Raw genomic sequence first — 25,903 nt, forward strand, 5'->3', positions numbered from 1 at the left:
TATCCACCCTACCACTGCTTTTCGTAGGTCGGATTAGCGTGAGCGACATCCAACATTTACGAGCAAATCAACACAGGCGCATCAGCGTCTGAAACGAGTGACATCAATGAGTGAAATGATTTACGGCATCCATGCCGTTCAGGCGCTACTGGATAACGCCCCCCAGCGTTTTCAGGAAGTGTTTATTCTTAAAGGCCGTGAAGACAAACGTCTGATGCCTTTAATTCATGCGCTGGAAGCCCAGGGCGTGCCTGTGCAAATGGCAAATCGCCAATGGCTGGATGAGAAATCTGAAGGCGCTGTGCATCAGGGCATTATTGCCCGCGTGAAGCCAGGCCGTCAGTATCAGGAAAATGATATTCCTGATCTGCTTGCCAGCATCGAGCAGCCTTTCTTGCTGATTCTGGATGGCGTTACCGATCCACACAACCTCGGTGCGTGCCTGCGAAGTGCTGATGCTGCCGGTGTTCATGCGGTTATCGTCCCGAAAGATCGCTCTGCGCAATTGAATGCGACGGCGAAGAAAGTTGCCTGTGGCGCTGCTGAAAACGTCCCGCTTATCCGTGTGACCAACCTGGCGCGTACTATGCGTGTGTTGCAGGAAGCGAATGTTTGGATCGTGGGTACCGCGGGCGAAGCGGATCACAACTTGTACCAGAGCAAAATGACTGGCCCAATGGCGCTGGTCATGGGTGCTGAAGGTGAAGGTATGCGTCGCCTGACGCGTGAGCATTGTGATGAGCTCATCAGTATCCCTATGGCCGGGACGGTTTCTTCATTGAACGTCTCCGTCGCGACCGGAATCTGCCTGTTCGAAGCTGTGCGTCAACGCAGTTAATCTTCCGTGGGGTGCTTTCGCACCCCGCTTTGTGATCCCCCTCCATGCATAACTTTCGTCACCGTCCATACTAATGGCATTGCCATAAATGGGAGGGATTACAATGCGCTGGCAAACTCATACCATTTTTAACCAACCGATACCCCTCAACAACAGTAACCTTTTTCTCTCTGATATCTCATTAACCGAGGCGGTTGCCCGTGAAGGCGCTGGCTGGGATGCAGAGCTTTTAGCGAGTATCGGCCAGCAACTGGGTTCCGCTGAATCGCTTGAACTCGGGCGGCTGGCAAATGTGAATCCACCGGAATTACTTCGCTATGACTCCAGCGGTGAAAGGCTGGATGACGTGCGTTTTTATCCGGCCTGGCATTTACTGATGCAGGGCCTGTGCGCAAACAGAGTGCACAATTTGCCCTGGCAGGAAGATGCGCGTCAGGGCTCTTTTGTTGCCCGGGCCGCCCGCTTTGTTCTGCATGCGCAGGTCGAGGCGGGAACGTTATGCCCGATAACCATGACATTCGGTGCCATTCCACTTTTGCAAAAACACCTGCCTAAAGAGTTTCAGCCATGGTTAAAGCCCTTACTCAGCGATCGTTATGACGCACATCTTTTGCCAGGTGCTCAAAAACGTGGCCTATTGATTGGCATGGGGATGACGGAGAAACAAGGGGGCTCCGATGTCCTGAGTAACACTACTCGTGCAGAGGCCATCGACAAACGGGGCCCCGGAGAGATGTATCGCTTAGTCGGCCACAAATGGTTTTTCTCCGTTCCACAAAGCGATGCACATTTGGTTCTTGCCCAGGCCAAAGGTGGGCTTTCTTGTTTCTTTCTGCCGCGATTTTTACCCGATGGTCAGCGTAATCAGGTTCGTTTCGAGCGCCTGAAGGACAAACTCGGAAACCGCTCTAACGCCAGCAGTGAAGTTGAGTTTTGTGATGCTGCGGCCTGGCTGATTGGTGAAGAAGGCGAGGGCGTGCGCTCCATACTGAAAATGGGCGGATATACTCGCTTTGACTGCGCGCTTGGCAGCCACGGCCTGATGCGCCGTGCGCTCTCGGTCGCGTTATATCACGCGCATCAAAGACAAGCCTTCGGGAAAAACCTGATTGATTTACCGCTTATGCGCCAGGTGCTTGGGCGTATGGCTTTGCAACTTGAAGGCCAGACGGCATTTCTGTTCCGTCTTGCCCGAGCCTGGGAATCACCCGGTAATCCGCATGAATTGGCCTACAGCCGCCTGTTTACTCCCGCCGCTAAATTTAGCGTCTGTAAATCGGGTATTCCGTTTGTCGCTGAGGCGATGGAAGTCCTCGGGGGAATCGGTTATTGCGAAGACAGCGAGCTGCCGCGAATCTACCGTGAAATCCCGGTGAATAGTATTTGGGAAGGCTCGGGCAATATCATGAGTCTGGATGTTATGCGCGTGCTGGTTAAACAGCCTGGCGCAATGGAAATGCTGCACGCTGAATTTGATGAAGTGAAAGGGCAAAACCGGCATTTCGACCGTAGCTGGCGGCAACTGCAACAGCGGCTACATAAACCGCAAGAGGAGTGGGGCCGTGAAATCACGCGGATGCTTGTGCTTCTTGCGACGGGCGCGCAGGTTCTGCAGCATCTTTCTCCGCCATCTGGTGAAGCATGGTGCCGAATGATGCTGGATTCGCGAGGGGAAACTATTTTACCTGATCAGGTATTGATTGATGTACTACTGCGGGCAACGGGGCGGGCGGGGTAAAAACATAAAAGCCAGCGCCATAAGAGGGGATTAAAATGGCCGCTGGCTTAATTATGCATAAATAATGGCTTGTACGCGCCAGCCTTCGGCGAGCTGGTTTTCCTGCATTTTGATGATGCGATAGTACGATGCACCATGTTCATCTGCCTTTAAGGCGATGACTTTTTCTACGTCTTGCACGCTACCGGCAATACCGTTTACGGAAATCATGCCGATTTCATTCAAACCCGTCACACAATCTGCAGCAACATCTTCCGCTGATTGCGCAGATGTTGTGATAAGCCCCACGGACAGCAGTAATGAGGTTAAGGCAAAAGATCGTTTCATAGTCAGTTCCTTTAATACTTACCCTAAATCAGTAGGGCATTCCTTCGCGTAGATGAACTCCGGGCCTGTCCGTTGACTGGAGTTCATTGTGCATAACAAACGATCAAGTGGCGCAAAGCTGTGTAAATATCAATAAATAAACACGGCGCTAAATTACTTGCGGTACAAAATAGCCTGGGCGTACCACTGACCTGGCACCACCGTCTCATCGTTTAATACGATGACGTAGTAATCCGCTTTTGCAGCAACTGCCTTCTCTTTTAACGCTGTCTCCGTATCCATTGGGGAGCCATGTTCAAGAGCTGTTACCGTCCCTATTTTGGTTAAACCCTGCGTTTGGAAACGCTGAATTTCTTGAGGGTATGCGGTTACCGGAGGTGCGGGTTGCGGTGTGCCTTGTAACACGCTACAGGCACTCAGCGTGGTCGCAAGTAACAAAGCTGATAGCAGTCGCATGATCGTTTCTCGTCTCTTAATAGCCATAGTGTAGCCCCGGTTTTTGTGTGGGAAGAGGGAATGTTCCCATTCTGTTAGCTTCCCCGCGCTTTTTAATCACTTTCGAATGAAAATCGCTAAGCAGATCTCATTGTGAAAATAATCACAGTCCGTCAATGGCTTGCCATCCCGTGAATGCTGACATACAAAGGATGTACCACCATGATACGGAGTGAACCTCATGATAGAAATGTACACCGAACAACTGGCAGGCATTGAAATTCTGCATGCTGTGCCTGCCGGGCAAAAAGACAGCACACTTCCGATGGTGTTTTTCTATCACGGTTTTACATCATCGAAATTGGTTTACAGTTACTTTGCCGTGGCTCTTGCTCAGGCTGGAATGCGTGTAATTATGCCCGACGCCGAACAGCACGGTGCCCGCTTTGATGGCGATGAAACGGCACGCCTTTATCAATTCTGGTCAATCCTGAAACAAAACATTGATGAGTTTTCAGCGCTTCGCCAGACATTATCTGAACGCTATCCCGTCGATGAACAACGCGTTGCCGTGGGCGGTGCCTCAATGGGCGGCATGACTGCATTGGGAATTATGGCGCGTTACCCGCAAGTGCGCTGTGTGACATGCCTGATGGGATCGGGATACTTCATGTCGCTTGGGCAATCACTGTTTCCGCCGCGAATGGCAGAGCTCGAGTCGCTTAAAGCGCTCGCTGATTACGACATAAGTCATCAGTTGGAAAACATCGGTAACCGGCCACTTATGCTGTGGCACGGCGAGGAAGATGATGTGGTTCCGGCGGCTGAAACGTGGCGCTTACAACAGGCTCTGATTGAGAGAGGGCTGGATAAACAAATGGTCTGCTTACGGGAACCTGGGGTAAAACACCGCATTACCCCGACAGCACTTGATGCGACCAGCCGCTTCTTTAGCGAGCATCTTTAATCACACCAGAACGACTTGCACACCCTGAGCTTCGAGCTGTCAACTAACACTGCCAGTTTGCCCACTACGCCCGGCATGGATTGCTCGCGGAATTAATCCGCTTTTACAACCCATTGATGCGTACCTGATGAATAAGCATTTCCAGCGTAAACATGGCCTGGATGCTTACTACGGACAGCGCTGATAGGTATTGAGTGCCATAAAAAAAGCCCCCGCAAGCGGGGGCAAGTCAAACGTTGGCTTTCTATGTCGTTGTGGTATTCCTGGTGTTAACGCTTTACTTCATTACCTCACTGCATACTGTTACCGATAGATCTCAGCGCTGACATGCATATTGCCGTTGCTACCTGGCTCTCTCATCAGTATCGAATGGTAGTACTTTGCGCCGTGTTGATCCGCGTCGTCATTAATCGCGACTTCGGCCTCTTGTTCGGTAGCAAAATTATGATTGATGTAAATCACCCCTAAGCTCATCACATCATCCATATTTTTTGCCTGATGACTGTTAATTTTAATAGCGGCTGCCGCATTCGAGCACAGCAAAAATGCAGCGACAAAGGCTAATGCGAGAGTTTTCATAATCCGCTCCACTACAACTTAATGTGTCGGTTATGGTCGTCGCTCCTGTTAATAAATAGTGGCGGCCTATGACAACAAGTGTAACCCCTTATAATTGGATAAAAAGCGACCATTTCTGATGATGTTGGTCAAAATTTTTAGGTGATTAGGACCAATGCCAAAGATTTCATTCAGTTAGCTTATTACTCAAAATTAGCCTTCATGCAAAAGAATTAATTTCCAGATAACCTTGAGTTTGTTGGGCTGCGCTTGTATGATTACGCGTCAATTTTTCAGCCGCCTTATAAACACGTTCCTTGCTTCCATGGGCCGCGGCTGACCCTGACAGGAGGCTGAATAATCCGTAAGGAGCAATTCGATGCGTCATTACGAAATCGTTTTTATGGTCCATCCTGACCAGAGCGAACAGGTTCCGGGTATGATCGAACGTTACACTACTGCAATCACTGCAGCAGAAGGTACGATCCACCGTCTGGAAGACTGGGGCCGCCGTCAACTGGCTTACCCGATCAACAAACTGCACAAAGCACACTACGTTCTGCTGAACGTTGAAGCTCCGCAGGAAGTGATCGATGAGCTGGAAACTAACTTCCGCTTCAACGACGCCGTTATCCGTAGCATGGTTATGCGCGTTAAAAACGCAGTAACTGAAGCTTCACCAATGGTTAAAGCTAAAGACGAACGTCGTGATCGTCGCGATGATTTCGCTAGCGAAACTGCTGATGATGCAGATGCTGGGGATTCTGAAGAGTAATTTCCAATGACGGCCAACCGCCTGGTGTTGTCTGGCACAGTGTGCAAGACGCCTCTTCGCAAGGTCAGCCCGTCAGGAATTCCTCATTGCCAGTTCGTGCTTGAGCACCGTTCTGTGCAGGAGGAAGCCGGTTTAAATCGGCAGGCCTGGTGCCGTATGCCAGTTATTATTAGCGGGCACGCTCACTCAGCCATTACTCAAAGTATAACGGTCGGCACGGTGCTCACGGTTCAAGGTTTCATTAGTTGCCATCAGGCAAAAAATGGTCTGAACAAAGTGGTATTGCATGCCGAGCAGATTGAATTGATAGATTCTGGAGACTAGCCAAATGGCACGTTATTTCCGTCGTCGCAAGTTCTGCCGTTTCACAGCGGAAGGCGTTCAAGAGATCGATTATAAAGATATCGCAACGCTGAAAAACTACATCACCGAAAGCGGTAAGATTGTCCCAAGCCGTATCACCGGTACCCGTGCAAAATATCAGCGTCAGCTGGCTCGCGCTATCAAACGCGCTCGCTACCTGTCCCTGCTGCCGTACACTGATCGTCATCAGTAATCGGTCACGGTCCATTAATACGACTTTGAGAGGATAAGGTAATGCAAGTTATTCTGCTTGATAAAGTAGCAAACCTGGGTAGCCTGGGTGATCAGGTTAACGTTAAAGCGGGTTATGCTCGTAACTTCCTGGTACCACAGGGCAAAGCTGTTCCTGCTACCAAGAAAAACGTTGAATTCTTCGAAGCACGCCGTGCAGAACTGGAAGCTAAATTGGCTGACGTTCTGGCTGCTGCTGAAGCTCGCGCTGCGAAGATCAACGCACTCGAAACTGTTACTATCGCGTCTAAAGCTGGCGACGAAGGTAAACTGTTCGGTTCCATCGGTACTCGCGACATCGCTGACGCTGTAACTGCAGCTGGCGTTGAAGTGGCTAAGAGCGAAGTTCGTTTACCGAACGGCGTTCTGCGTACCGCTGGTGAGCACGAAGTGGACTTCCAGGTTCACAGCGAAGTATTCGCTAAACTGACTGTAAACGTTGTTGCTGAAGCGTAATTTACGCTGAAGTAGTTACGTTAAAACGCCGGCCCAGTGCCGGCGTTTTGCATTTACTCGTCATACTTCAAGCTGCAGGGGCGTTGGCTGCACTCCCTCACCTCAGTCACTTACTGAAGTAAGCTCCTGAGGATTCACTCCCTTGCCGCCTACCTGCAACTCGAATTATTTAGAGTAAACAGAGTTAAAAGCTAACGCGCACGCACGAAACTGCCATCCGGCTGGCGGGTAAACAGCACCTGCTGATCGTTACCGATGTCTATTGTCAGCCCCGTCACTACACCATTCGCATTCTGACGAACCTGCACCATTTGGCCGGTTTGCAACGTACTCAGCGGTTTATTGCTGCCTTCTACCTGCGCCATTGAATAGACGTCTGCTGGCGGTAAATTATGATCGCGGAATAGCTGCGCCATAGTTTGCCCGGATTCTACGCGGTAAGAGCGCCATTGCCCTTCAATATCATTATTAGCATGTGGTACGGGGGCCTGATCCTGGGGTTGTTCTTCTTCAACGCGAGAAGGTTCAACAGGCGTGGCAGGAGCGGTATAAACCGGCGGATTAACCAGTTCGGCGCGCATCGGTGATTGCGACTCTATGGAGAGCTGCGCGTCACGAGCAACAGGGCGAGCGGATTGGTCTGCCGTTGGCCACAGGAAACAGATGATGATGACCAGGGCGGCAATAATTATCCCGCGGCGGTGCATGACCGGCAGTGGGTCCATTAGCCGGAAATGATCGGGTGCATGCCAAATCCGCGCAAGCCAAGGTTTAACAGCGAATCGCATCGGCAACCCTCCTCATTTTCATACAAGATGCTCTATACATTTACCCACTCCATTATAGAACGCTAACTATTTGATGCACTGAACAATCCCGCTTTACGTGAAGCTAAACCGTAATTTAACGCTCATTCAAACCATTGTTCCTGTTTCGTCTGCATTTGTCACCTTTGCCGCTTTTGCATTTTACCCGATGGAATGACGCTGCTATGCTGCACGCTTGCTTTTAAATACCATTCAAGGAAAACCCATGACGACCCCTTCTTTTGACAGCGTCGAAGCGCAAGCAAGTTACGGTATTGGTTTACAGGTAGGTCAACAACTGAGTGAATCTGGTCTGCAAGGCCTGCTGCCAGAAGCGTTGGTGGCGGGCCTGCGTGATGCGCTTGAAGGGAATGCTCCGGCAGTTCCGGTTGATGTGGTTCATCGCGCTCTGCGTGAAGTTCACGAACGTGCTGATGCCGTTCGCCAGGAACGCCAGAAAGAAATGGCAGTAGAAGGGCAGAAATACCTGGAAGAAAACAGCAGCAAAGAAGGCGTGAACAGCACCGAATCTGGTTTGCAATTCCGCGTTCTGACGCAAGGCACTGGCCCAATCCCGGCTCGTAAAGATCACGTTCGCGTGCACTATACCGGCAAACTGATCGATGGCACCGTGTTCGATAGCTCCGTGCAACGTGGCGAACCAGCAGAGTTCCCGGTAAGCGGTGTTATCGCAGGCTGGATTGAAGCGCTGACTCTGATGCCGGTTGGCTCGAAGTGGGAACTGACTATCCCTCATAACCTGGCTTACGGCGAGCGTGGCGCTGGCGCGTCCATCCCTCCGTACAGCACGTTGGTTTTCGAAGTTGAACTGCTGGAAATTCTGTAAGCGTTCAAACGACCCCGCTTCTGCGGGGTTTTTATTTGGTCGTTAACAATTAAAGCGTGATTTAATCTGGCAAATACCCCATTCCAAAGTGTTTGTGTGAGGTGTCTCACTATTAATTGGTGATTTTGCACTCAAAATAAACACAAAATTAACAAATCCATTCATTGTTAGTATTCATGCCGCTAATTCTTCCCTACTATCTTTGAGTTCCCCGGAACAACATCACATCCTCACTATTTTAATAAAGGCCGGTAGAGCCTCAACGCAAAAGACAGGAACAGGAAAACACAACATGGTCGATCAGATTAAAGTTGCAGACGAAGCTGACGCTCCGGCTGAACAGTCGCTACGGCGAAATTTAACCAACCGCCACATTCAGCTTATTGCCATCGGCGGGGCTATTGGTACCGGCCTGTTTATGGGCTCGGGTAAAACGATTAGCCTCGCGGGGCCGTCCATTATTTTCGTCTACATGATTATTGGCTTTATGCTGTTCTTCGTGATGCGAGCGATGGGCGAACTGCTGCTTTCAAACCTCGAATACAAATCTTTCAGCGATTTTGCAGCAGACTTGCTCGGCCCATGGGCGGGCTATTTTACCGGCTGGACATACTGGTTCTGCTGGGTCGTCACCGGTATGGCTGACGTAGTGGCGATAACCTCCTACGCGCAATTCTGGTTCCCCGGGCTTTCGGATTGGGTGGCATCGCTTGCTGTCATCGTGGTGCTGCTGGGTCTGAATCTTGCCACCGTGAAGATGTTCGGTGAGATGGAGTTCTGGTTTGCGATGATCAAAATCGTCGCCATCGTCGGTTTGATTGTTATCGGCCTGGTCATGATTCTGACGAACTTCCATTCGCCATCAGGCGTTGAAGCCTCGCTCAACAACCTGTGGAACGATGGCGGCTGGTTCCCGAAAGGCCTTAGCGGCTTCTTTGCGGGCTTCCAGATAGCGGTGTTTGCGTTTGTCGGTGTGGAGCTGGTGGGAACGACTGCCGCCGAAACGAAAGATCCGGAAAAATCCCTGCCGCGTGCAATTAACTCAATTCCTATCCGTATCATCATGTTTTATGTGTTCGCGCTGATAGTGATTATGTCGGTCACGCCGTGGCGTTCGGTCGTACCGGATAAGAGCCCATTCGTGGAATTGTTTGTGCTGGTGGGGCTGCCAGCGGCGGCGAGTATCATCAACTTTGTGGTGCTGACTTCAGCGGCTTCCTCGGCAAACAGCGGCGTATTCTCTACCAGCCGTATGCTGTTTGGCCTGGCACAGGATGGCGCGGCCCCGAAAGCGTTCGGCAAACTCTCGAAGAACGCAGTTCCAGCGAAGGGTTTAACCTTCTCCTGTATCTGCCTGTTGGGCGGCGTGGTGATGCTTTACGTTAATCCAGACGTGATTACGGCCTTCACCATGATCACCACCGTATCAGCAATTCTGTTTATGTTTGTCTGGACGATTATTCTTTGCTCGTACCTGGTGTACCGCAAGCAGCGTCCGGAGCTGCATCAGAAATCGATCTACAAAATGCCGCTCGGTAAATTGATGTGCTGGGTCTGCATGGCGTTCTTCGTGTTTGTGATTGCGTTGCTGACGCTGGAACAAGATACCCGCCAGGCGCTGATGGTGACGCCATTGTGGTTTGTGGTGTTAGGTGTGTGCTGGATGTTTATCGGTAAGAAGCGTATTGCGGCAATGCGGAAGTAATTTTTGCTCTCACCCCGGCCCTCAGTGAGAGGGCCGGGGTGAGGCTGGTTTTATTCTCCAGACAACGCGCGTGGGAACAGCACGTTATTCTCGAGACTGATGTGTTCCATCAGATCGTCAATCAGCTCATTAATCCCGTTATACATCGCTTTCCAGGTTGTGCACGCTTCAGGCGGTGGCGTCACGTTATTGGTCGTGTGTTTGATCACGTCTACCAATTCGCCCGCGTCGTCATGCTCACTTTCCATCACACTGATCGGGCCGTTCGCCTGAGAACCCATACCCTGTTTAATCATCGGGAACAGGATTTGCTCTTCTTTCATCATGTGGCTGCCCAGCTCTTGATGCAGCATGGTCAGATATTTCGCTAAACCTTTCGGTACGTTTGGTTTATCCGCATGCACACGTTCAACTTTGGTTGCCTGAAGGATCAGTTCTGGCAGCTGTTCGCGGTGGCGGTCATGATAACGCACGATGATATGGTCGATAATTTCAGCTAACGGCACGGTACGCCACTCTTTCTCGATTGGCTCTTCAGCAAGCTTTGCAAGCTCAGCTTCAATCGCGTCCAGATCCAACTCTTTACGCGTCGCGGCACGCACAAGCGTCTGCTTCCCGCCGCAGCAGTAATCGAGATCCAATTTACGGAACAGCGCAGATGCGCGTGGAATAGTTAAAGCCAGTTCACCTAAAGGTTGATCGCGGAAAGCCATGAGCCAATACCTCGTTGTCGATAATATAAGATGTATATTAAATGCATCTTTAAACCGATGCTATGACTATTTCGAGGTAAAGCACTATTGATCAACTGCGACAGGAACCTCAGCAAGCGTGTTTTTCTGCGGCTTCGTGAGGACGGCTAACACCACGCCAACGACCAGGCAAATAATGCCCAATAACGTCAGCAGCGGCGGCCAGCTATGGCGCAGCATAAAGGTATAAGCCAGCCCCGCCAGGGTTTCGAACACGATTAGCGGGCCGACGATAACGGTCGGCAAACGCTGGCTGGCAATGTTCCAGCACAGTGCTCCCAGCCATGAACAAAACAGCGCGATAGCTAACATCAGCGTTAAAAACACCTCCGGGCGCGGGCCAAACGGCAGAGTGAAATCCATGTTAGTTCGGGACATCCAAAGGCAGACGGCGATATAACCCAGCAGAGAAAAGGGCAGAATGACCAGCCCCTGCGCCGTCGCCCACATCAGCGGATTTTTATCGGGATTTTCCCGCAGCCAGCGAGCATTACGCAGCGCATACCAAGCCCAGCAAGCGACGGAGATAAAAGCCAGCCCAATGCCGCTAACATAGCGCCACCAGCTAAATTCAAACTCTCCGCTATGTAATTCGGCGGTATTCACCATCACCAGACCCAGCGCGATAATCACCAGGGCGGGTGCCAGCCGACGCCACGGCAGTTTGCCGTCCCGCTTGCTGTAAAGCAGATTGGCGAATACCGGAATCACCACCGGAAGGGTGCCGATAATCATGGTGGAAATTGGGGCACCGGTGCGTTGAATCGCACTTGCGAGGCACACGTAATAAATGAGATTACCGACGGTGGAGAGTTTAAGAGCGGTGAACCAGTCCGCACGGCACAACTGGCGCAGGCGCTGCCGCCCAAGCCAGGCGAGGGGGAGCGCAATTAAGCCCAGCGCCAGGTAGCGCCCGGTTGACTGCATCGCGGCCGGATAATCCGGAACAATCAGCGGCCCAACGAAAATCAATCCCCACATCAACCCTGCAAGCAGGGCGTACAACACACCAGTTAACATTCTCTTCGTCTTCCACTTATCTCTTTAGATCGAGTGTAGGCGTGGCGAGATTAAAAATATTGTACCAGCTTGCTGTATCGCTAACGGGCGACCTGCTTCTGGTAACGAACGGGCGTGATGCCATAGCGTTGGGAAAAGGCGCGGGTCAGGTGAGCTTGATCGGTTAATCCGCTGGCAATCGCAACCTGGGCTGCGGGCATACCGTTGGTCAGAAACTGCTTGGCTCGCCACAGGCGAATCGCCATCAGCATTTGGTGGGGTGTGACGTGGAAATGCGCTTTGAACATGCGCTGAAAGTGATACGGGCTGAGTGAAACCACGGCGGCAAGATCGTCAAGCGTAACCGGGTGCATATAGTTGTCGTGCAGATAGTCCCGAATCCGCTCAAAACGATGCGTAGATCCCTGTGGGCCGGAAGGTAAATGGCGGGCGTAGGGCCGAAAAGTATCGATGAGATTAAGTAGCAGACCTTGCTGAGCGAGGGAATCACTCTCACGCCATAGCCCGTTAATCAGTTGCGAAATGCGGCCTGCGCGCAGGGGATCGTGATTGACAACTTCACTGAACGACCAGTTTCGCGACCCGGTAACCGTTTCAAGAATTTCCGGTTCGAGATAAATCATTCGGTACTGCCAGCCCTCTTCGGTGGCGGCTTCTCCGGTATGCAGCTCGTCGGGATTCATCAGAACCAGAGAATCTCTCCCCGCGACATACTGCGCGCCACGATAGCGAAAACGCTCCGCACCCCAGGTTACCGTACCGATGCCAAACGCTTCGTGAGTGTGCGGCTCGAAGGCGTAACGCGAAATGTGGGCGTGATACAGCTCAACGCCGGGCAACTGCGGCAAATGCCGGAATTGAGCGCTGTCTTTCTCATCGTTGAACTGGTCAGGTACGCCTTGCACGTTTTCTCTCCGTCAGGACATCCCATTAGTATAGGGATGTCCATGTTTAACGGAAAGTTAACATTTAAAGCGCCGCGCGGATGCTCTCTTCAAGCGTGGTGGTTGGGCGGCCAATCAGAGTGCTTAACTGGCGGCTGTCATCAAACAGGCCACCTTTAGATGCGCCTGCGTCAGAGTTTGCCAGCAGCGCCGCCAGGCCTTCCGGCAAACCCGCACCCAGCAAGGCCGCTTTAAAATCGGCTTCTGGCAGATTCTGATACACCACGGTTTTGCCGCTCTGCTTTGTCAGCTCTTCGGTAAGCTCTGTCAGCGTCCAGCCGTGGTCGCCCGCTAGCTCATAAACTTTGCCTGCCTGGTTATCCAGCGTCATCACTTTAGCCGCAGCCGCTGCATAATCAGCACGCGTTGCAGAGGCAATTTTGCCGTTGCCTGCGCTACCAATAAACGTACCATGTTGCAGGGCTGGCGGAATGCTGGCGAGATAGTTTTCGGTGTACCAGCCGTTGCGCAGCAGCACAAACGGAATGCCTGATTCTTTGAGCATTTGTTCGGTCGCGATGTGTTCATCAGCCAGGCCCAGTGGAGAAGAATCCGCATGCAGCAGGCTGGTGTAGGCAATCAGTTTTACGCCCACTTCTTTCGCCGCCTCAATCACATTGCGATGCTGAACGGCACGTTTCCCCACTTCGCTTGAAGAGATCAGCAACAGCTTTTCTACACCCGCCAGCGCTTGCACCAGGGCGGTTTTATCTTCATAACTGGCAGCCCGAACCTGAACGCCGCGGTCAGCAAACGCCTGGATTTTCGCTGGGTTACGCACAATAGCCACCAGTTGGTCAGCTGCGACAGTTTTCAATAGATCTTCAACAACGAGTTGGCCCAGTTGGCCGGAAACACCGGTAATAGCGATCATGGTAAATCTCCTTTGGGGGTTCTGGTTAAGTTGTGTCACACTATCACTTTCACTAACTTTTAGTAAGTACGCACAAAAAGGTAAGTATGAAATGAGTGAAATTGAAACGCGTGCGCCGTCGTTAACCGAGCAGATGCGCAACGGCAATTTGTTCGCCGAACAGTGCCCATCGCGGGATGTGTTAAAACATGTCACCAGTCGCTGGGGCGTATTGATTCTTGTGGCGTTGCAGGGCGGGACGCATCGCTTCAGCGATTTGCGCCGCAAGATGGGCGGAGTAAGTGAAAAAATGCTCGCGCAAACGCTGCAATGGTTAGAAGCCGATGGTTTTGTGAATCGAAAATCGTACCCGGTTGTGCCGCCGCATGTGGAATACAGTTTGACGCCGCTGGGTGAAGAAGTAAGCGAGAAAGTCGCCGCGTTAGCCGACTGGATTGAAGGGAATTTGCCGAAGGTTATGGCGTCCCGAAATGAACGGGACGCCTGAGAGATTACTGACTCAAATCCAACTGATAAATCGCAAAGCCGATTTCATCGCTGCCGACGTTTTTCATCGGATATTGGCCTTTCTCTTTGATAAAGGCCGCCGCTTTTTCACCCGGTGAGGTTTCAAAGCGAATATCTAACGGCTGATTGCTGTGAATCGGGGCCAGGCGCCAGTTGTTATCGGCGGCAGGGTGAATCTCCTTGCTTGCGGTGATCCAGTTAGCCAGCACAGAACGGTTTTCGTCTGGTGAAGCGAAAGCAATGTGGCTATCGCCGGTCCCGGCAAATTTGCCGCCGTAAGCGCGATAGTTATTGGTCGCCACCAGGAAAGTCGCGTTTGGATCGATTGGCTTACCTTTAAACGTCAGCGCCTTAATACGCTCGGCTTTCGGGTTCACCATCTGGCACTCACCGTCATAACGCGCCGGTTGTGACACATCAATCTGGTAATCCACGCCGTCGATCACATCAAAGTTATAGGTACGGAAACCGTCCCAGTTAATCAGCGACTGCGGTTTAGTGCTGTTCACATCAATCTGATTAAACTGCCCGGCGGAACATTCCAGCCACTCTTTGACCTCTTTGCCCGTGGCTTTCACCACTACCAGCGTATTCGGGTAAAGATACAAATCGGCGGCATTACGGAAGGTTAACTGGCCTTTTTCCACTTCCACAAAACTTGCTGGATCGTTCTTACGGCCACCAACCTTAAATGGCGCGGCAGCGGAAAGCACCGGCAGATTCGCCAGATCCGGATCGCCCTGAATATATTTTTCGACGTAAGCGGTTTGGGCGTTATTCACCACCTGCACGGTGGGGTCGTCCTGCACCAGTGCCAGGTAGCTGTACATATTGTCGGAAGATTTGCCGATTGGCTTGCTGACGAACTCGCGCGTGGCGTCGTGATCGTGCTTCAGCACTTTCACAATCCCTGCATCCTCAGACACCAGCGCTTTCTTCGCAACGCTATCGTAAATAGGGCGCGCTTCCGCTTTGCTGCTGGTGACTTTCCATGCGCCGCTGTCGTTATTGAGTACCAAATCGACCACGCCAAGATGATCACCCCACATGCCCGGCATCACCGCCGGGATCCCGTTTAGGGTACCTTTTTCGAGATCGACCCCTTTGATATTGGCAAAATCTTTACCGGGGAAAACTGCATGCGCGTGGCCAAACAGAATGGCATCCACGCCCGGAACTTCGCTGAGGTAATAAACCGAGTTTTCCGCCATGGCGTGATATGGGTCGCTGGAAAGACCGGAGTGGGCGATAACCACCACTAAATCGGCCCCCTGTTTGCGCATCTCAGGCACATAATGACGGGCAGTTTCAGTAATATCCGTTACCGTGACTTTGCCTTCAAGATTGGTTTTATCCCACGTCATAATCTGTGGCGGAACAAAGCCGATGTACCCGATGCGTAGCGTCTGCGCTTTGCCATCTTTATCTTTAACGGCCGTCTCTTTAATCACGTAAGGGGTAAAGAGCGGTTTATTGGTTTTGGCATCAATAACGTTGGCATTCACATACGGGAATTTCGCGCCGGACAGCGCCATATGAAGGTAATCGAGACCGTAGTTAAATTCATGGTTACCCAGGTTGCCGACCGCATAATTCAGCGTATTCAGGGCTTTATAAACCGGATGAATATCGCCTTTTTTCAGCCCTTTTGCCGCCATGTAATCGCCAAGTGGGCTACCCTGAATCAGGTCTCCGTTATCCACCAGCACGCTGTTTACCGTCTCAGCGCGCGCGGCATTAATTAAACTTGCCGTACGTACCAGCCCGAACTTCTCCGTTGGGGTATCTTTGTAATAATCGAAATCCATCATATTGCTATGAAGATCGGTCGTTTCCAGGATACGCAGATCAACGGTTGCCGCATGAAGGCTGGTAGTAACCAGCATGGCAACAAGCGTTGCACTAAACTTAATCATAAACAAAGGTCCTTTTTAGAGATTCGCCACAGAAGGTAATGTATATAAACGTTGTTGCTTACAAAAATGTGAAGTCTGCCAGAAACTTGAACCGTTAAACCGGAATTGCTTCACAGTTAGCGCATTAAGACGCAATGAGATATAAGTAAAACAATAGGTTATTCGCGCGGTGCAGCGTGCGGCCACACAACATGAGGTGGAGAATGTTAGACAAAATTTGCCAGTTAGCACTTGAGGCGGGAGCCGCCATCATGCAGGTCTATGACGGGGAAAAACCGCTAGATGCGACCCAAAAAGCCGATGATTCACCGGTCACCGCGGCCGACCTTGCCGCGCATGGCATTATCCTGAAAGGGCTGCAGGCGCTCACGCCGGATATTCCGGTGCTTTCGGAAGAAGACCCGCAGTCCTGGGAAACGCGTCAAAGCTGGGGGCGTTACTGGCTGGTTGATCCGCTGGATGGCACCAAAGAGTTCCTGAAGCGTAACGGGGAATTCACCGTTAACATCGCACTTATCGAAAATGGCAAAGCGGTGCTGGGCGTGGTTTATGCACCTGTTCTGAACGTGATGTACAGCGCGGCAGAAGGCAAAGCCTGGAAAGAAGAAAACGGTGTGCGCAACCAGATTCACGTGCGCGATGCGCGTCCGCCGCTGGTGGTGATTAGCCGCTCGCATGGCGATGACGAACTGAAAGAATATCTACACCAGTTGGGCGAACACCAAACCACATCCATCGGTTCGTCCCTGAAATTCTGCCTGGTGGCAGAAGGCCAGGCGCAGCTTTATCCGCGCTTTGGGCCAACCAATATCTGGGATACCGCGGCAGGCCACGCCGTTGCGGCAGCGGCAGGTGCGCACGTGCATGACTGGCAGGGCAAGCCTCTCGACTATACCCCACGCGAATCATTCTTAAACCCAGGCTTCCGGGTCTCTATTTACTAAGCAACTATTTACTGAGTAATTCTTGCAGCAGGCGCATAACCTGCTGCACCTCTTCCTGCGTCAATGAGCCATCTTTGGCAAACTGAACGCGACCCTGTTTATCCAGCACGACAACCGCCGAACTGCCGGTTTCCAACTGCCAGGATTTTTGCGCCACGCCGTTACTGTCGACGATAATTTGCGACCACGGATACTGCGTTTTATTGCTCTCAAGGCTGCTGCGGACAAACATTCCGGTGCCCACTATCGCATCATCGGTATTCACGATGGTGGTTGTCTGGTAGCGATCATGCGGGAGTTTGGCTGCTTTTATCGCTTCAATCAGACCGGCATTTTTCTCTTTTGCACTGGTACGCCCGGCAATATGTTGCAGCACTCGCACTTTTCCCACCAACTGCGCACTATTCCAGTTTTTATAGCTAAACTTATCATTGTCGAGCATCAACTCACCTTTATCCGTAATGCCGATCGGTGAGACTCGCTGATTTTTCTCAAAGTTATGTGCCGATACTGCCAGGGGCAGTAACAGTAAAGCTGCTGCAAGGGTAGTGCGAAGGGACATGATGACTCCTTATCTTTTTTATGACTAAAAATTGCAGGTGATCCGACCACTTGTCGTGATGATTTAAGCATATGTGCTGAATAGCTTTCTGTCCCGCAACGACAATGCCAGTTTGCGAGTAACCGCACATATCCCCGTAATTCGAAGGCTTAAACTAAGTTCTGTTAACATTTGAAAAGAATATTCTGAGAAATTGTAATTTAACCGTAAATAAGATTGTGCAAACTAGGTGTCGGTTTGCATATGGACTATAGTTTCCAGGCACCAAATTTTTCGCCTCGTTTTGTCGGACCAAATGTGGAACCGCAGGGGCGTTAACACTGCAGGAGAGAAAAAGAATGAAAATTTTCCAACGGTACAACCCGCTTCAGGTGGCGAAGTACGTGAAAATCCTGTTCCGTGGACGGTTGTACATCAAGGACGTTGGCGCTTTTGAATTTGATAAGGGCAAGATTCTTATCCCAAAAGTGAAAGATAAGCAGCATCTATCTGTTATGTCTGAAGTAAACCGCCAGGTTTTGCGTATGCAGGCGGAAATGGCTTAAATACCCGTCATACTTCAAGCCGCAGGTGCGTTGGCGCGTTCTCTCACTCCAGTCACATAATGGATTATGATCCTGGAGATCCGTGACCCTCACCGCCTTCCTGCAACTCGAATTATTTAGGGTATTAAATCGAAGTACCAAAAACGGCACCCGAGGGTGCCGTTAGTGTTTCTGGCGTTTAAGAACTACGCCGCAGATTGTTCTTCAGCATCCGGCAGTTTTGGCGTCAGCGGCGTCGGTTTATTGTCGATACGCGTCACCAGCAACTGATCGATGCGGTAGTTATCAATATCCACCACTTCAAACTTATAGCCGGAGAACTTCACCGAATCGGTGCGTTTCGGGATTTTTCGCAGCATAAACATCATAAAACCGCCGATGGTTTCGTAATTGCCCGACTGCGGAAATTCGTCGATATCCAGCACGCGCATCACATCGTCAATCGGCGTACCGCCTTCAACCAGCCACGAGTTCTCGTCACGCGCAACGATCTGCTCTTCCATCCCCTGACCTACCAGGTCGCCCATCAGTGTGGTCATCACATCATTAAGCGTGATGATACCCACGACCAACGCGTACTCGTTCATGATCACCGCGAAATCTTCACCGGCGGTTTTGAAACTTTCCAGCGCTTCGGAAAGCGTCAGCGTGTCCGGCACAATCAGCGTATTACGCAGATGCACACCGCTGTTGAGCGCCATGCTCTGATTGCCCAGCACGCGGTTCAGCAGCTCTTTGGAATCGACGTAGCCGACGATGTGGTCGATATCGCCATTACACACCAGGAATTTTGAGTGCGGATGCTCGGCGATTTTGTTTTTCAGGCTTTGCTCATCTTCGTGCAAATCAAACCAGATGATGTTTTCGCGCGAGGTCATGGACGACGGTACGGTACGCGATTCCAGCTCAAATACGTTTTCAATCAGCTCATGTTCCTGCTTACGCAACACACCCGCCAGCGCACCGGCTTCAAACACCGCGTACACATCATCAGATGTGATGTCGTCTTTGCGCACCATCGGCAATTTGAAAATGCGGAAAATCACGTTGGCCAGGCCGTTGAAGAACCACACCAGCGGACGGAAGATAAACAGGCAGAAGCGCATCGGGTTGATGATTCGCAAAGCAACTGATTCAGGCGAAATCATACCGATGCGTTTCGGAGTGAGGTCTGCAAACAGAATGAACAGGCTGGTGACCAGGGTAAACGAAATAATAAAGCTCAATTGGTCAGCCATTTCGGGTGAGAAGAAGCGTTCCAGGAGCATCTTAAATGCCGGGGAAAACGCCGCATCACCAACGATACCGCCGAGAATGGCCACCGCGTTCAGGCCAATCTGCACCACGGTAAAGAACATGCCAGGGCTTTCCTGCATTTTCAGTACGCGTTGCGCGTTAACATTACCCTCATCAGCCAAAAGCTTGAGTTTGATTTTGCGGGACGCAGCCAGCGAGATCTCCGAAATCGAGAAGAACGCACTGACGGAAATAAGAAGAAGTATTAATAAAATACTGTTTAACATAGTTTATCCGGCTTAGAGCCAGAGCCTCGGAAGGGTAGTTGAAAATCTTAGGGTTGATACGTTTTGACTGCTGCCCCGTGGAGGTTGGGCCAGCAATTTCAACGGGTAGTATAGCGTAAGGGCGTATGGGGCTGCCAGAGGGTAGAATTTTGAAGACAAGGCGAAGTAAAAACCGCTTTTGTAGGGTGGATAAGCGCCAGCGTCATCCACCGATTTATACCGTTCTTGAAGAGATAATGTCAGGTGGCGCTGCGCTTACCTGATCGACAAAAGAGGTTTACTCTCCCCCAACTTCTCCTCAAACCTCAACAAACGCCCGGCATTACCCAGCACCAGGAGCGTGCTCAGATTATGCAAGAGTGCGGCGATTACCGCACCTGATGCTCCGAGCCAGCCAAATGCGGCGGCGATAACGATCGCCAGCGTCCAACCGAGGCCAATAAACACATTCATTTGTAACGTACGGCGGCAGCGGCGGCTTAAACGCACGCAGGTTCCCAGGCGGCGTAGATCTCCGCCAATCAACACGATATCGGCGGATGCCATGGCGATATCCGAGCCACCTGTGCCCATCGCAATCCCGACGACGCCTGCTTTGATGGCCAGTGAATCGTTGATGCCGTCACCCACCACCATTGGCCGGTAGCCTTTGTCGATTTGCGCGCTGACCTCATGCAATTTATCGGCGGGGAGCGCCCCGGCAATCACATCGTTAATACCGACCTTTTGCGCGATACGCTGCGCGACGACCTGGCGGTCGCCGGTCAATAACAATTGTTGGTTAAGCCCCAGCTCACGCAGCTCTGCCATCGCACTGGCCGCTTCGTCACGCAGACTATCGGCCAGCAAAATCCAGCCACGGAAACGGCCAGCCAGCACCAGGCCAACAATCGGCCCGTCATGGGCGGGCTCTTCCGGTAAATCTGCGACCTGCGTTTTCAATAGCTCGTACCTGCCAAGAAACGCTTCACCTGCGGCAGTCGTCGCGGAAACGCCGAGCCCTTGATGTTCATGCACATTTTCAAGCTGCGGCCATTCGCTTTGCGGGGCGATGTTAACCAGCGCGCAACTGACCGGGTGGTTACTGGTTGCCCCCAGGCTTGCCGCCAGCGCAGACAACGCTTCCTGGGATTCACCTTCTTCTGGCTGCAATTCATGGAGTTGCAGTTTTCCGTGGGTGAGTGTGCCGGTTTTATCGATGATCACCGCGTTCAGCTCAGCTAATTCTTCGAGGAAGGCCGCTCCGCGAATCAAAATACCGTGGCGGGCGGCAACCGTCAGGCCCGCAATCGATGTGGCAGGCGCGGAAAGCACCAGCGCACACGGGCAAGCGGCAACCAAAACCGCGAGCATCGCCTGGTCGTTTTGCGTTAAAAACCAGGTGCTGGCTGCAATCAGCAAGACCAGCAGGAGATAACGCGCCGCATGGCGTTCAAGCAGACGGGTGATCGGCGGGCTGGCTTGTTCCGCGCTTTGCATCAGCGCCACAACGCGCCCAAGCGTTGAAGTTTCTCCGGTATGGGTGACTTCAATCCGCAAACGGCCATCGAGATTAATGGCTCCGGCATACACGTTCATGCCGGGCTTCACTTCAACCGGCACGGACTCACCGGTGATCGGCGCGGTATCGAGACTTGCCTCGCCTTCCAGCACGCGTCCATCAGCGGGCAGACGGTCGCCCGCACGCACTTCCACGATGTCGCCCGCCACCAGCTCATGGTTGTCGATATCATGCAGATTGCCGTCCGCATCAAAACGCCGCGCCCGGCTGCGGGTCAGTTTGCTCAGAGATTCAATGGCTTCTTGCGAGCCAATCACGCTACGCTCTTCAAGAATATGCCCGACGATCATAATTAGCGGCAGCAGTGCGGCTGTCAGCAAATCGCCCGTTGCCCATGCACCAAGCAACGCCAGGGCGATCAGTTGATCGGTAATGCCGTGCAGGCTTGGGTAGCGCAGGCTGTAAAAGGCATGGCGCAAGACGGGGATGCCCACCATCAATGATGCGGCGCCCAGCAAAATATCGGCTACGGCGACCTGCTCGGGTGCCAGGCCGCGCCACAACAAACCCAGGATGAGCGTGCCGCCGGAAACTAACGCGAGGATCAACTGGCGAGCAATCTGCCGCTGTTCCTGGTGAGACAACGCGCCGCCGGGGTTAACAGAGTGAGTGGTCATGGTTTAGAAGGTTCCTTTGAGCTATTTTGCCCAGCCGCTTGCAGGATCAAATTCGCATCATCCTGCGGAGAGACGGAAATAACAGATTCGGCCTGCGAAAGTATCGCCGCAATGCGTTCACGATAGACGCGTGCTAACAGGTCGGGATCGTGAGGGCTGTTCGCCAGGCGGTTAACCATCGCCGTATCAGACTGCGCTTTCGCCACTCTTTCACGCGCCTGCGCCTGGGCGGTCTGGCGAAGTTGGTCGGCAAGCTGAGTCGATTTCTGGCGAATCAGTGAGGCGTCGGTATTCGCCGTAGCGATAGCCTGCGACGCCTGTTGGCTGGCGGTCAGAACCGCATTGAAAGCGGTGACCGTCGTTGCGGGCAACGTGGACTGCACGGTGATGCGCTCAAGAGTAATCCCCAGGTCGCTGCCGGACTGCGCAAGGCGTTGCAGATTGTGTTCGATATTGTGCTGCACATCGGCCCGCAGGCGCTCGCGCTGTTGGGCGACATTCAAATCGCTGCTCACCATTTCCGGACGCGCAACCAGAATGGTATCGAGATCACGCGAGGCGCACACTGCAATGGCTGCACGCTCAACCAGGCGGTCAAGCGCGGGCATCACATGCTCACCTTGCAACACGTAAGACATCGGCGTGACGACGCGATAAAACACGCTGATGTCCAGTTGCACCACGCCCGCGTCACCGGTAAGCAAATAACCGGAACCCGCCAGCGCATCGCTGCTGTCGTCGTCTCGCATATCCGCATGGAGCGCATCCGGGGAGCGCAGCAGGGCGGTAACGTGATGTTCAATCACCCGGTCTGGGGCAGGCACCATCACGACATCATCGATCGGTTTTGGCCACGTCAGCAATAAACCCGGCTCAACAACCCGCTGCTGCGCGCCAAAGTGGAGCACCACGGCACGGCTATCCGCAGGAATTTGACGGACGTTAGAGAACAGCCAGGCCGCTGCGGCCAGTAATGTCAGGCCGTAAAGGGCATAAAAAGCGAGGCGTATCGACTGTGTCCACGGGCCCGCAGATTTTTGGATCTGATGGTCACTCATGGGTTTTATCCAGTTTTGGCCCTTCCACCAGAAGACGGAACGGGGCCGCATCGGTACGCAACACCAGGCGAGTGCTGGAGTTCACCACGCCGCTGAGGGCATCAAGCTGGCGCAGCAGGCTGTAAAGCTGCGGTGAGCTGGCATACGCCTTGCCATAAATCTCCGCGGCCTGCGCCTGAGATTGCGCTTCGATGTCGGCGGCCTGAACCTCTGCCTGCGCTTCCACGATGCGGGCGTCGCGTTCGGCGGCGGAACGAATCTCTGCGGCGGCGCGCTTGCCTTCCGCCGTGCGTTCGGTAGCGATGGTTTCACGCTCGGCGCGCATCCGGTCCACCGTGGCGTTAAGCGTCACGGCGGGTAACGTCAGGCGCTCGGTGCCTACCTGCACTAAGCGGATGCCGTAGCTTTCCAATAAAGGCTGGCTGATTTGCGCCTGTAAATGAGCTTCAAACTGGTTTAGCTGCACCTGTTTGCTGTCGGTATTAACCAGTTGAGAAAGCGCAAAACTGCTGGCGGTGGTTTCCAGCGCGGAGCCGAGATAGGTGCGGATTTGCCGCGCGGCTTCATCAGGCTGATTTTGTACCGCACGCATAAAACGCTGCACGTGCTCCGGTGTGTTATCGACCTGCCAGACGGCAAATGACTGCACGATGATACGCAGGCCATCGCGCGTGCCAACATCCTGGAGGCCGCTCGACGTGGTGCGCAGGCGTAAATCTACCGGGGTCGACATTTCAAACGGAGCAGGCAATCGCCAGGTAAGCCCGGGATTGAGCAGCACGCGAACAGGGTTCCCAAAACGGGTGATGATCAGCGATTCGCCGGAGCGCACCTGTACCAGGCTTGCGGCTGCTGCCAGAATAACCACCAATAATCCCGCGCCCGCAATACGCTTCCATGCCTTGGTTTTTGGCGCGTCAGCGTGATGAGTGTGGTGGCAACCGCTGCTGCAACCATGATGATGTGAATGGCTCAACGGGAAGACTCCTGTGTAGGTTTAGCGGGCGCTTCGTTTAATGAGGGAAACTCGCGCAGGTCGATTGTTGGCGGCGTGTTGGCACCAATACGGTGGTCGATAATTAATAGCGGCGTGTGGCTAAGCGTCTGATGCAGTTGGTTAAACCACAGTTCATCGACAAATACCTGGCCGGATTGCGCAACCGCCTGTTTCTGTGCGGCAAAACGCACCGCCGTTGACTGTGCTTTGCTGGTCACATCGGTGGCGTTCATTTGCGCCTGATTCTGGCGCGCGGTGGCATGGGTTTGTGCGGTGGCGGCAAGCTGCGCGGCATTCCCGCGCTCGCGGGAAATCAGCGCCTGCGCAGAAATTTGCGCGGCCTGCACGCCGTGAAACGCATTCGCTGCACCTGCCGGAGGGTGAATCGCCTCAACCACGGTGGAAAGCAGTTCTACGCCGCTATTCAGACTATCGAGTTTTTGCTGCACCGCGCGGTTAATCTGGCGAGCTAATTCATTGCGCTGTTCACTCAGCAACTGCTCAAGCGTGAGCGAAGAGAACTGATGCACCAACACCTGATTTGCGGTGGTGCGAATCAGTTCGGGCAGATTAGTGCTGTGATAAGTTGCCGCTAGCGCCGCGTTATCGGTTAAGCCGATGCGCCACATAAAACGCACATCGCTATTAATAATCTGCAGGCTTTGCTGGCTATCGCTTTGGCTGGCAATAATCTGGGCCTTATCAAAGCTATGAATGGCATCCCATAAACGGTCGGCGCTGGATGGCGCGTTGCCTTCGGCACCGGCCAGCGGTTCAGCGGGGGTATCAGATTCTTCGCCCGCCGCTAACTCATGTACCTGGCCGTTTTCGATGAGTATCACCTGCCCGAAAGGCCACGGCAGCCCGTAATGTAGGCCAGATGGCAGAACCGCAACCGGCTTGCCAAAGCGTTCGTAAATCCCACGTTGAGTGGTAGAAACTTGCTGCATTCCCGTCAGCAGCCACCCGCAAATCAGCATCACCGTCAGCACCGGTAAAAACGCTCGGCGCAAAACGGTGAAAGCCCAGAGCTGGCGCAAATCAATGCCAAAATGGTGGTGCAACTCGTGCTGTAAAAAGAGCAGCGGGCGAGGGGGCCAAACGAGCTGGGCCGCCAGTTGGCTTTTGGCAAGAAACGCAGGTTCAGCGTTTTCATCCTTCGGCGGCGTAAACAGCGAAAAGAGCCCGCGCAGCAGGAACTCAATCCCCACCAGCACTACAAGAACCGCAGGAAGATTGACCAGTAATGCGAGGTTTGCGGTCGGGAAAATCAACCCAGGTAACGTCAGGAATTGCACCGCGAGCGTCAGACGGACTATCGGCGCAATGAATTTGGCTTCCGGCCAGGCTTCATTGACGATGGCTGCGAGGTGACGCTCAGCCACCAGCGTGGCAAACATCGCTAACGCAATTACGCCTACCGCAAACCAGCGCAGGTTGCCTTCATCCAGCGTAAGAAACCGCGTTCCCCAACCCGCCAGCGCAACAAACAACACGAACGCCGCCATTGAAGCGAGCCAGATTCCATCGCTCTTTAGCACAGCGTTGATGCGATTGAAATTGATGGGAATCAGCGCGGCCAATCGTTGGTAAATGGTCGGCGGTTCCGTTTCTACGGCGGCTTCTTCAGGTTTTAACGAGGGGGAAAATTGCTCTGCACGCCACTGGCAAATGCGCTGGGCATTATACAAAGAGACGGCGAGTAAAATGAGGGCCGCGCCGTTGCTGCTTAATAGTGACGACCAGCGCGATAACGGCTCGAAAATACTGACAATCAGCGCCACAACAAGCATGAGAAAAATTAGCACGCTTATTCCGAACACTAATCTTGCCGTAAGCATGGCTTGCGCTGGAGCTAAAGAGTAACGAGCCTGAGAAATTAACGGCGAGCGTTCCGCGGGTTCAGTGTGTTGAGAGGGCTGCATGGACCATTACTTTTAGGCGCACGAAGTCTGCGTCAATGGGAGTGAATTGTTATCATATAACATATCACAGCCAAGAATTATCCGTAAACGGAGCGTGGGTAACCGTTTGTAC

27 protein-coding genes and 1 pseudogene are annotated in these 25,903 nt (G+C 52.7%); 13 read left to right on the top strand and 15 right to left on the bottom strand.

The genetic code is table 11. The features are described 5' to 3' along the window. The first annotated feature begins 106 nt into the window (after positions 1-106). On the top strand, positions 107-838 hold the full coding sequence (gene rlmB / locus AB1E22_RS11585) for a 23S rRNA (guanosine(2251)-2'-O)-methyltransferase RlmB (protein ID WP_367595464.1): 732 nt from the start codon (positions 107-109) through the stop codon (positions 836-838). 103 nt (positions 839-941) lie between these two features. Then, the gene (locus AB1E22_RS11590) at positions 942-2,576 is read left to right on the top strand and encodes an isovaleryl-CoA dehydrogenase (RefSeq protein ID WP_367595465.1); all 1,635 of its coding nucleotides are present in this window, start codon (positions 942-944) and stop codon (positions 2,574-2,576) included. A 51-nt stretch (positions 2,577-2,627) separates the two neighbouring features. Here AB1E22_RS11590 and AB1E22_RS11595 read toward each other — a convergent pair whose 3' ends face one another. After that, positions 2,628-2,903 (bottom strand): DUF1471 domain-containing protein, encoded by a 276-nt coding sequence (locus AB1E22_RS11595; RefSeq protein WP_367595466.1) that lies wholly within the window; start codon positions 2,901-2,903, stop codon positions 2,628-2,630. A 153-nt stretch (positions 2,904-3,056) separates the two neighbouring features. Beyond that, entirely contained in the window at positions 3,057-3,386 is a 330-nt protein-coding gene (bsmA, locus tag AB1E22_RS11600; protein ID WP_367595467.1) for a biofilm peroxide resistance protein BsmA, read from the bottom strand. Between the two features lie 193 nt (positions 3,387-3,579). Between bsmA and yjfP the strand changes: the two genes are divergently transcribed. After that, on the top strand, positions 3,580-4,305 hold the full coding sequence (yjfP, locus tag AB1E22_RS11605) for an esterase (protein WP_367595468.1): 726 nt from the start codon (positions 3,580-3,582) through the stop codon (positions 4,303-4,305). A gap of 67 nt (positions 4,306-4,372) precedes the next feature. After that, positions 4,373-4,489 (top strand): annotated as a pseudogene (gene araD, locus AB1E22_RS11610) (L-ribulose-5-phosphate 4-epimerase); the annotation flags it as partial. A gap of 119 nt (positions 4,490-4,608) precedes the next feature. Here the strand turns inward: araD and AB1E22_RS11615 are convergent. Further along, positions 4,609-4,884: a DUF1471 domain-containing protein gene (locus AB1E22_RS11615; protein WP_367595469.1), complete on the bottom strand. Its 276-nt coding sequence runs from the start codon at positions 4,882-4,884 to the stop codon at positions 4,609-4,611. 358 nt (positions 4,885-5,242) lie between these two features. Here AB1E22_RS11615 and rpsF point away from each other — a divergent pair, with 358 nt between their 5' ends. The 4 genes from rpsF to rplI are packed head-to-tail and all read left to right on the top strand — an operon-like array spanning position 5,243 to position 6,688. Beyond that, the gene (rpsF, locus tag AB1E22_RS11620; RefSeq protein ID WP_367595470.1) at positions 5,243-5,638 is read left to right on the top strand and encodes a 30S ribosomal protein S6; all 396 of its coding nucleotides are present in this window, start codon (positions 5,243-5,245) and stop codon (positions 5,636-5,638) included. Positions 5,639-5,644: 6 nt separating this feature from the next. Further along, positions 5,645-5,962 (top strand): primosomal replication protein N, encoded by a 318-nt coding sequence (gene priB / locus AB1E22_RS11625; RefSeq protein ID WP_367595471.1) that lies wholly within the window; start codon positions 5,645-5,647, stop codon positions 5,960-5,962. Positions 5,963-5,966: 4 nt separating this feature from the next. Next, complete coding sequence (gene rpsR / locus AB1E22_RS11630) at positions 5,967-6,194, top strand: 30S ribosomal protein S18 (RefSeq protein ID WP_000135199.1); 228 nt, start codon at positions 5,967-5,969, stop codon at positions 6,192-6,194. 41 nt (positions 6,195-6,235) lie between these two features. Next, positions 6,236-6,688 (top strand): 50S ribosomal protein L9, encoded by a 453-nt coding sequence (rplI, locus tag AB1E22_RS11635; protein ID WP_120066420.1) that lies wholly within the window; start codon positions 6,236-6,238, stop codon positions 6,686-6,688. Between the two features lie 191 nt (positions 6,689-6,879). Here rplI and AB1E22_RS11640 read toward each other — a convergent pair whose 3' ends face one another. Then, on the bottom strand, positions 6,880-7,482 hold the full coding sequence (locus AB1E22_RS11640; RefSeq protein ID WP_367595473.1) for a LysM-like peptidoglycan-binding domain-containing protein: 603 nt from the start codon (positions 7,480-7,482) through the stop codon (positions 6,880-6,882). A 238-nt stretch (positions 7,483-7,720) separates the two neighbouring features. Between AB1E22_RS11640 and fklB the strand changes: the two genes are divergently transcribed. Then, a complete protein-coding gene (gene fklB, locus AB1E22_RS11645; RefSeq protein ID WP_367595474.1) occupies positions 7,721-8,341 on the top strand; it encodes an FKBP-type peptidyl-prolyl cis-trans isomerase in 621 nt (206 codons plus the stop codon). A 292-nt stretch (positions 8,342-8,633) separates the two neighbouring features. Further along, on the top strand, positions 8,634-10,046 hold the full coding sequence (cycA, locus tag AB1E22_RS11650; protein ID WP_367595475.1) for a D-serine/D-alanine/glycine transporter: 1,413 nt from the start codon (positions 8,634-8,636) through the stop codon (positions 10,044-10,046). Positions 10,047-10,096: 50 nt separating this feature from the next. Here the strand turns inward: cycA and ytfE are convergent, their stop codons facing one another. The 4 genes from ytfE to AB1E22_RS11670 all read right to left on the bottom strand — a co-directional run bounded on the left by ytfE (position 10,097) and on the right by AB1E22_RS11670 (position 13,636). After that, positions 10,097-10,759, bottom strand: a complete 663-nt coding sequence (gene ytfE / locus AB1E22_RS11655; protein WP_367595476.1) for an iron-sulfur cluster repair protein YtfE — start codon at positions 10,757-10,759, stop codon at positions 10,097-10,099. Positions 10,760-10,843: 84 nt separating this feature from the next. Further along, positions 10,844-11,818: a DMT family transporter gene (locus AB1E22_RS11660; protein ID WP_367595477.1), complete on the bottom strand. Its 975-nt coding sequence runs from the start codon at positions 11,816-11,818 to the stop codon at positions 10,844-10,846. A gap of 80 nt (positions 11,819-11,898) precedes the next feature. Continuing rightward, complete coding sequence (locus AB1E22_RS11665; protein WP_367595478.1) at positions 11,899-12,723, bottom strand: AraC family transcriptional regulator; 825 nt, start codon at positions 12,721-12,723, stop codon at positions 11,899-11,901. Positions 12,724-12,787: 64 nt separating this feature from the next. Beyond that, positions 12,788-13,636 (bottom strand): SDR family oxidoreductase, encoded by an 849-nt coding sequence (locus AB1E22_RS11670; RefSeq protein ID WP_367595479.1) that lies wholly within the window; start codon positions 13,634-13,636, stop codon positions 12,788-12,790. A 91-nt stretch (positions 13,637-13,727) separates the two neighbouring features. Between AB1E22_RS11670 and AB1E22_RS11675 the strand changes: the two genes are divergently transcribed. Beyond that, the gene (locus AB1E22_RS11675; protein ID WP_437178383.1) at positions 13,728-14,123 is read left to right on the top strand and encodes a winged helix-turn-helix transcriptional regulator; all 396 of its coding nucleotides are present in this window, start codon (positions 13,728-13,730) and stop codon (positions 14,121-14,123) included. A 4-nt stretch (positions 14,124-14,127) separates the two neighbouring features. Here AB1E22_RS11675 and AB1E22_RS11680 read toward each other — a convergent pair whose 3' ends face one another. Beyond that, a complete protein-coding gene (locus tag AB1E22_RS11680) occupies positions 14,128-16,059 on the bottom strand; it encodes a bifunctional 2',3'-cyclic-nucleotide 2'-phosphodiesterase/3'-nucleotidase (RefSeq protein ID WP_367595480.1) in 1,932 nt (643 codons plus the stop codon). A 203-nt stretch (positions 16,060-16,262) separates the two neighbouring features. Here AB1E22_RS11680 and cysQ point away from each other — a divergent pair, with 203 nt between their 5' ends. Beyond that, positions 16,263-17,003 (top strand): 3'(2'),5'-bisphosphate nucleotidase CysQ, encoded by a 741-nt coding sequence (cysQ, locus tag AB1E22_RS11685; protein ID WP_367595481.1) that lies wholly within the window; start codon positions 16,263-16,265, stop codon positions 17,001-17,003. Between the two features lie 4 nt (positions 17,004-17,007). Here the strand turns inward: cysQ and AB1E22_RS11690 are convergent, their stop codons facing one another. Further along, a complete protein-coding gene (locus AB1E22_RS11690) occupies positions 17,008-17,565 on the bottom strand; it encodes a YtfJ family protein (protein WP_367595482.1) in 558 nt (185 codons plus the stop codon). 338 nt (positions 17,566-17,903) lie between these two features. Here AB1E22_RS11690 and AB1E22_RS11695 point away from each other — a divergent pair, with 338 nt between their 5' ends. Further along, positions 17,904-18,110: a DUF1107 domain-containing protein gene (locus AB1E22_RS11695; RefSeq protein ID WP_121266826.1), complete on the top strand. Its 207-nt coding sequence runs from the start codon at positions 17,904-17,906 to the stop codon at positions 18,108-18,110. Between the two features lie 185 nt (positions 18,111-18,295). Here AB1E22_RS11695 and AB1E22_RS11700 read toward each other — a convergent pair whose 3' ends face one another. The 5 genes from AB1E22_RS11700 to hflK form a co-directional block, all read right to left on the bottom strand. Beyond that, the gene (locus AB1E22_RS11700; protein WP_367595484.1) at positions 18,296-19,633 is read right to left on the bottom strand and encodes a hemolysin family protein; all 1,338 of its coding nucleotides are present in this window, start codon (positions 19,631-19,633) and stop codon (positions 18,296-18,298) included. A 255-nt stretch (positions 19,634-19,888) separates the two neighbouring features. Then, positions 19,889-21,811 carry a heavy metal translocating P-type ATPase gene (locus tag AB1E22_RS11705; protein ID WP_367595485.1) on the bottom strand — a complete coding sequence of 641 codons (1,923 nt, stop codon included), beginning with the start codon at positions 21,809-21,811 and terminating at the stop codon, positions 19,889-19,891. Beyond that, positions 21,808-22,869, bottom strand: coding sequence for an SPFH domain-containing protein (locus AB1E22_RS11710; RefSeq protein ID WP_367595486.1), 1,062 nt, complete (start codon positions 22,867-22,869; stop codon positions 21,808-21,810). The genes AB1E22_RS11705 and AB1E22_RS11710 overlap by 4 nt, the downstream gene beginning before the upstream one ends. Next, positions 22,862-23,845 carry a protease modulator HflC gene (gene hflC, locus AB1E22_RS11715; protein WP_367595487.1) on the bottom strand — a complete coding sequence of 328 codons (984 nt, stop codon included), beginning with the start codon at positions 23,843-23,845 and terminating at the stop codon, positions 22,862-22,864. The genes AB1E22_RS11710 and hflC overlap by 8 nt, the downstream gene beginning before the upstream one ends. After that, complete coding sequence (hflK, locus tag AB1E22_RS11720) at positions 23,842-25,674, bottom strand: protease modulator HflK (protein ID WP_367595488.1); 1,833 nt, start codon at positions 25,672-25,674, stop codon at positions 23,842-23,844. Before hflK ends, hflC begins: the two co-directional genes overlap by 4 nt. Between the last annotated feature and the right edge of the window lie 229 nt (positions 25,675-25,903).

Origin of the sequence: Buttiauxella gaviniae (genome assembly GCF_040786275.1) — a bacterium.
Taxonomy (GTDB): domain Bacteria; phylum Pseudomonadota; class Gammaproteobacteria; order Enterobacterales; family Enterobacteriaceae; genus Buttiauxella; species Buttiauxella gaviniae_A.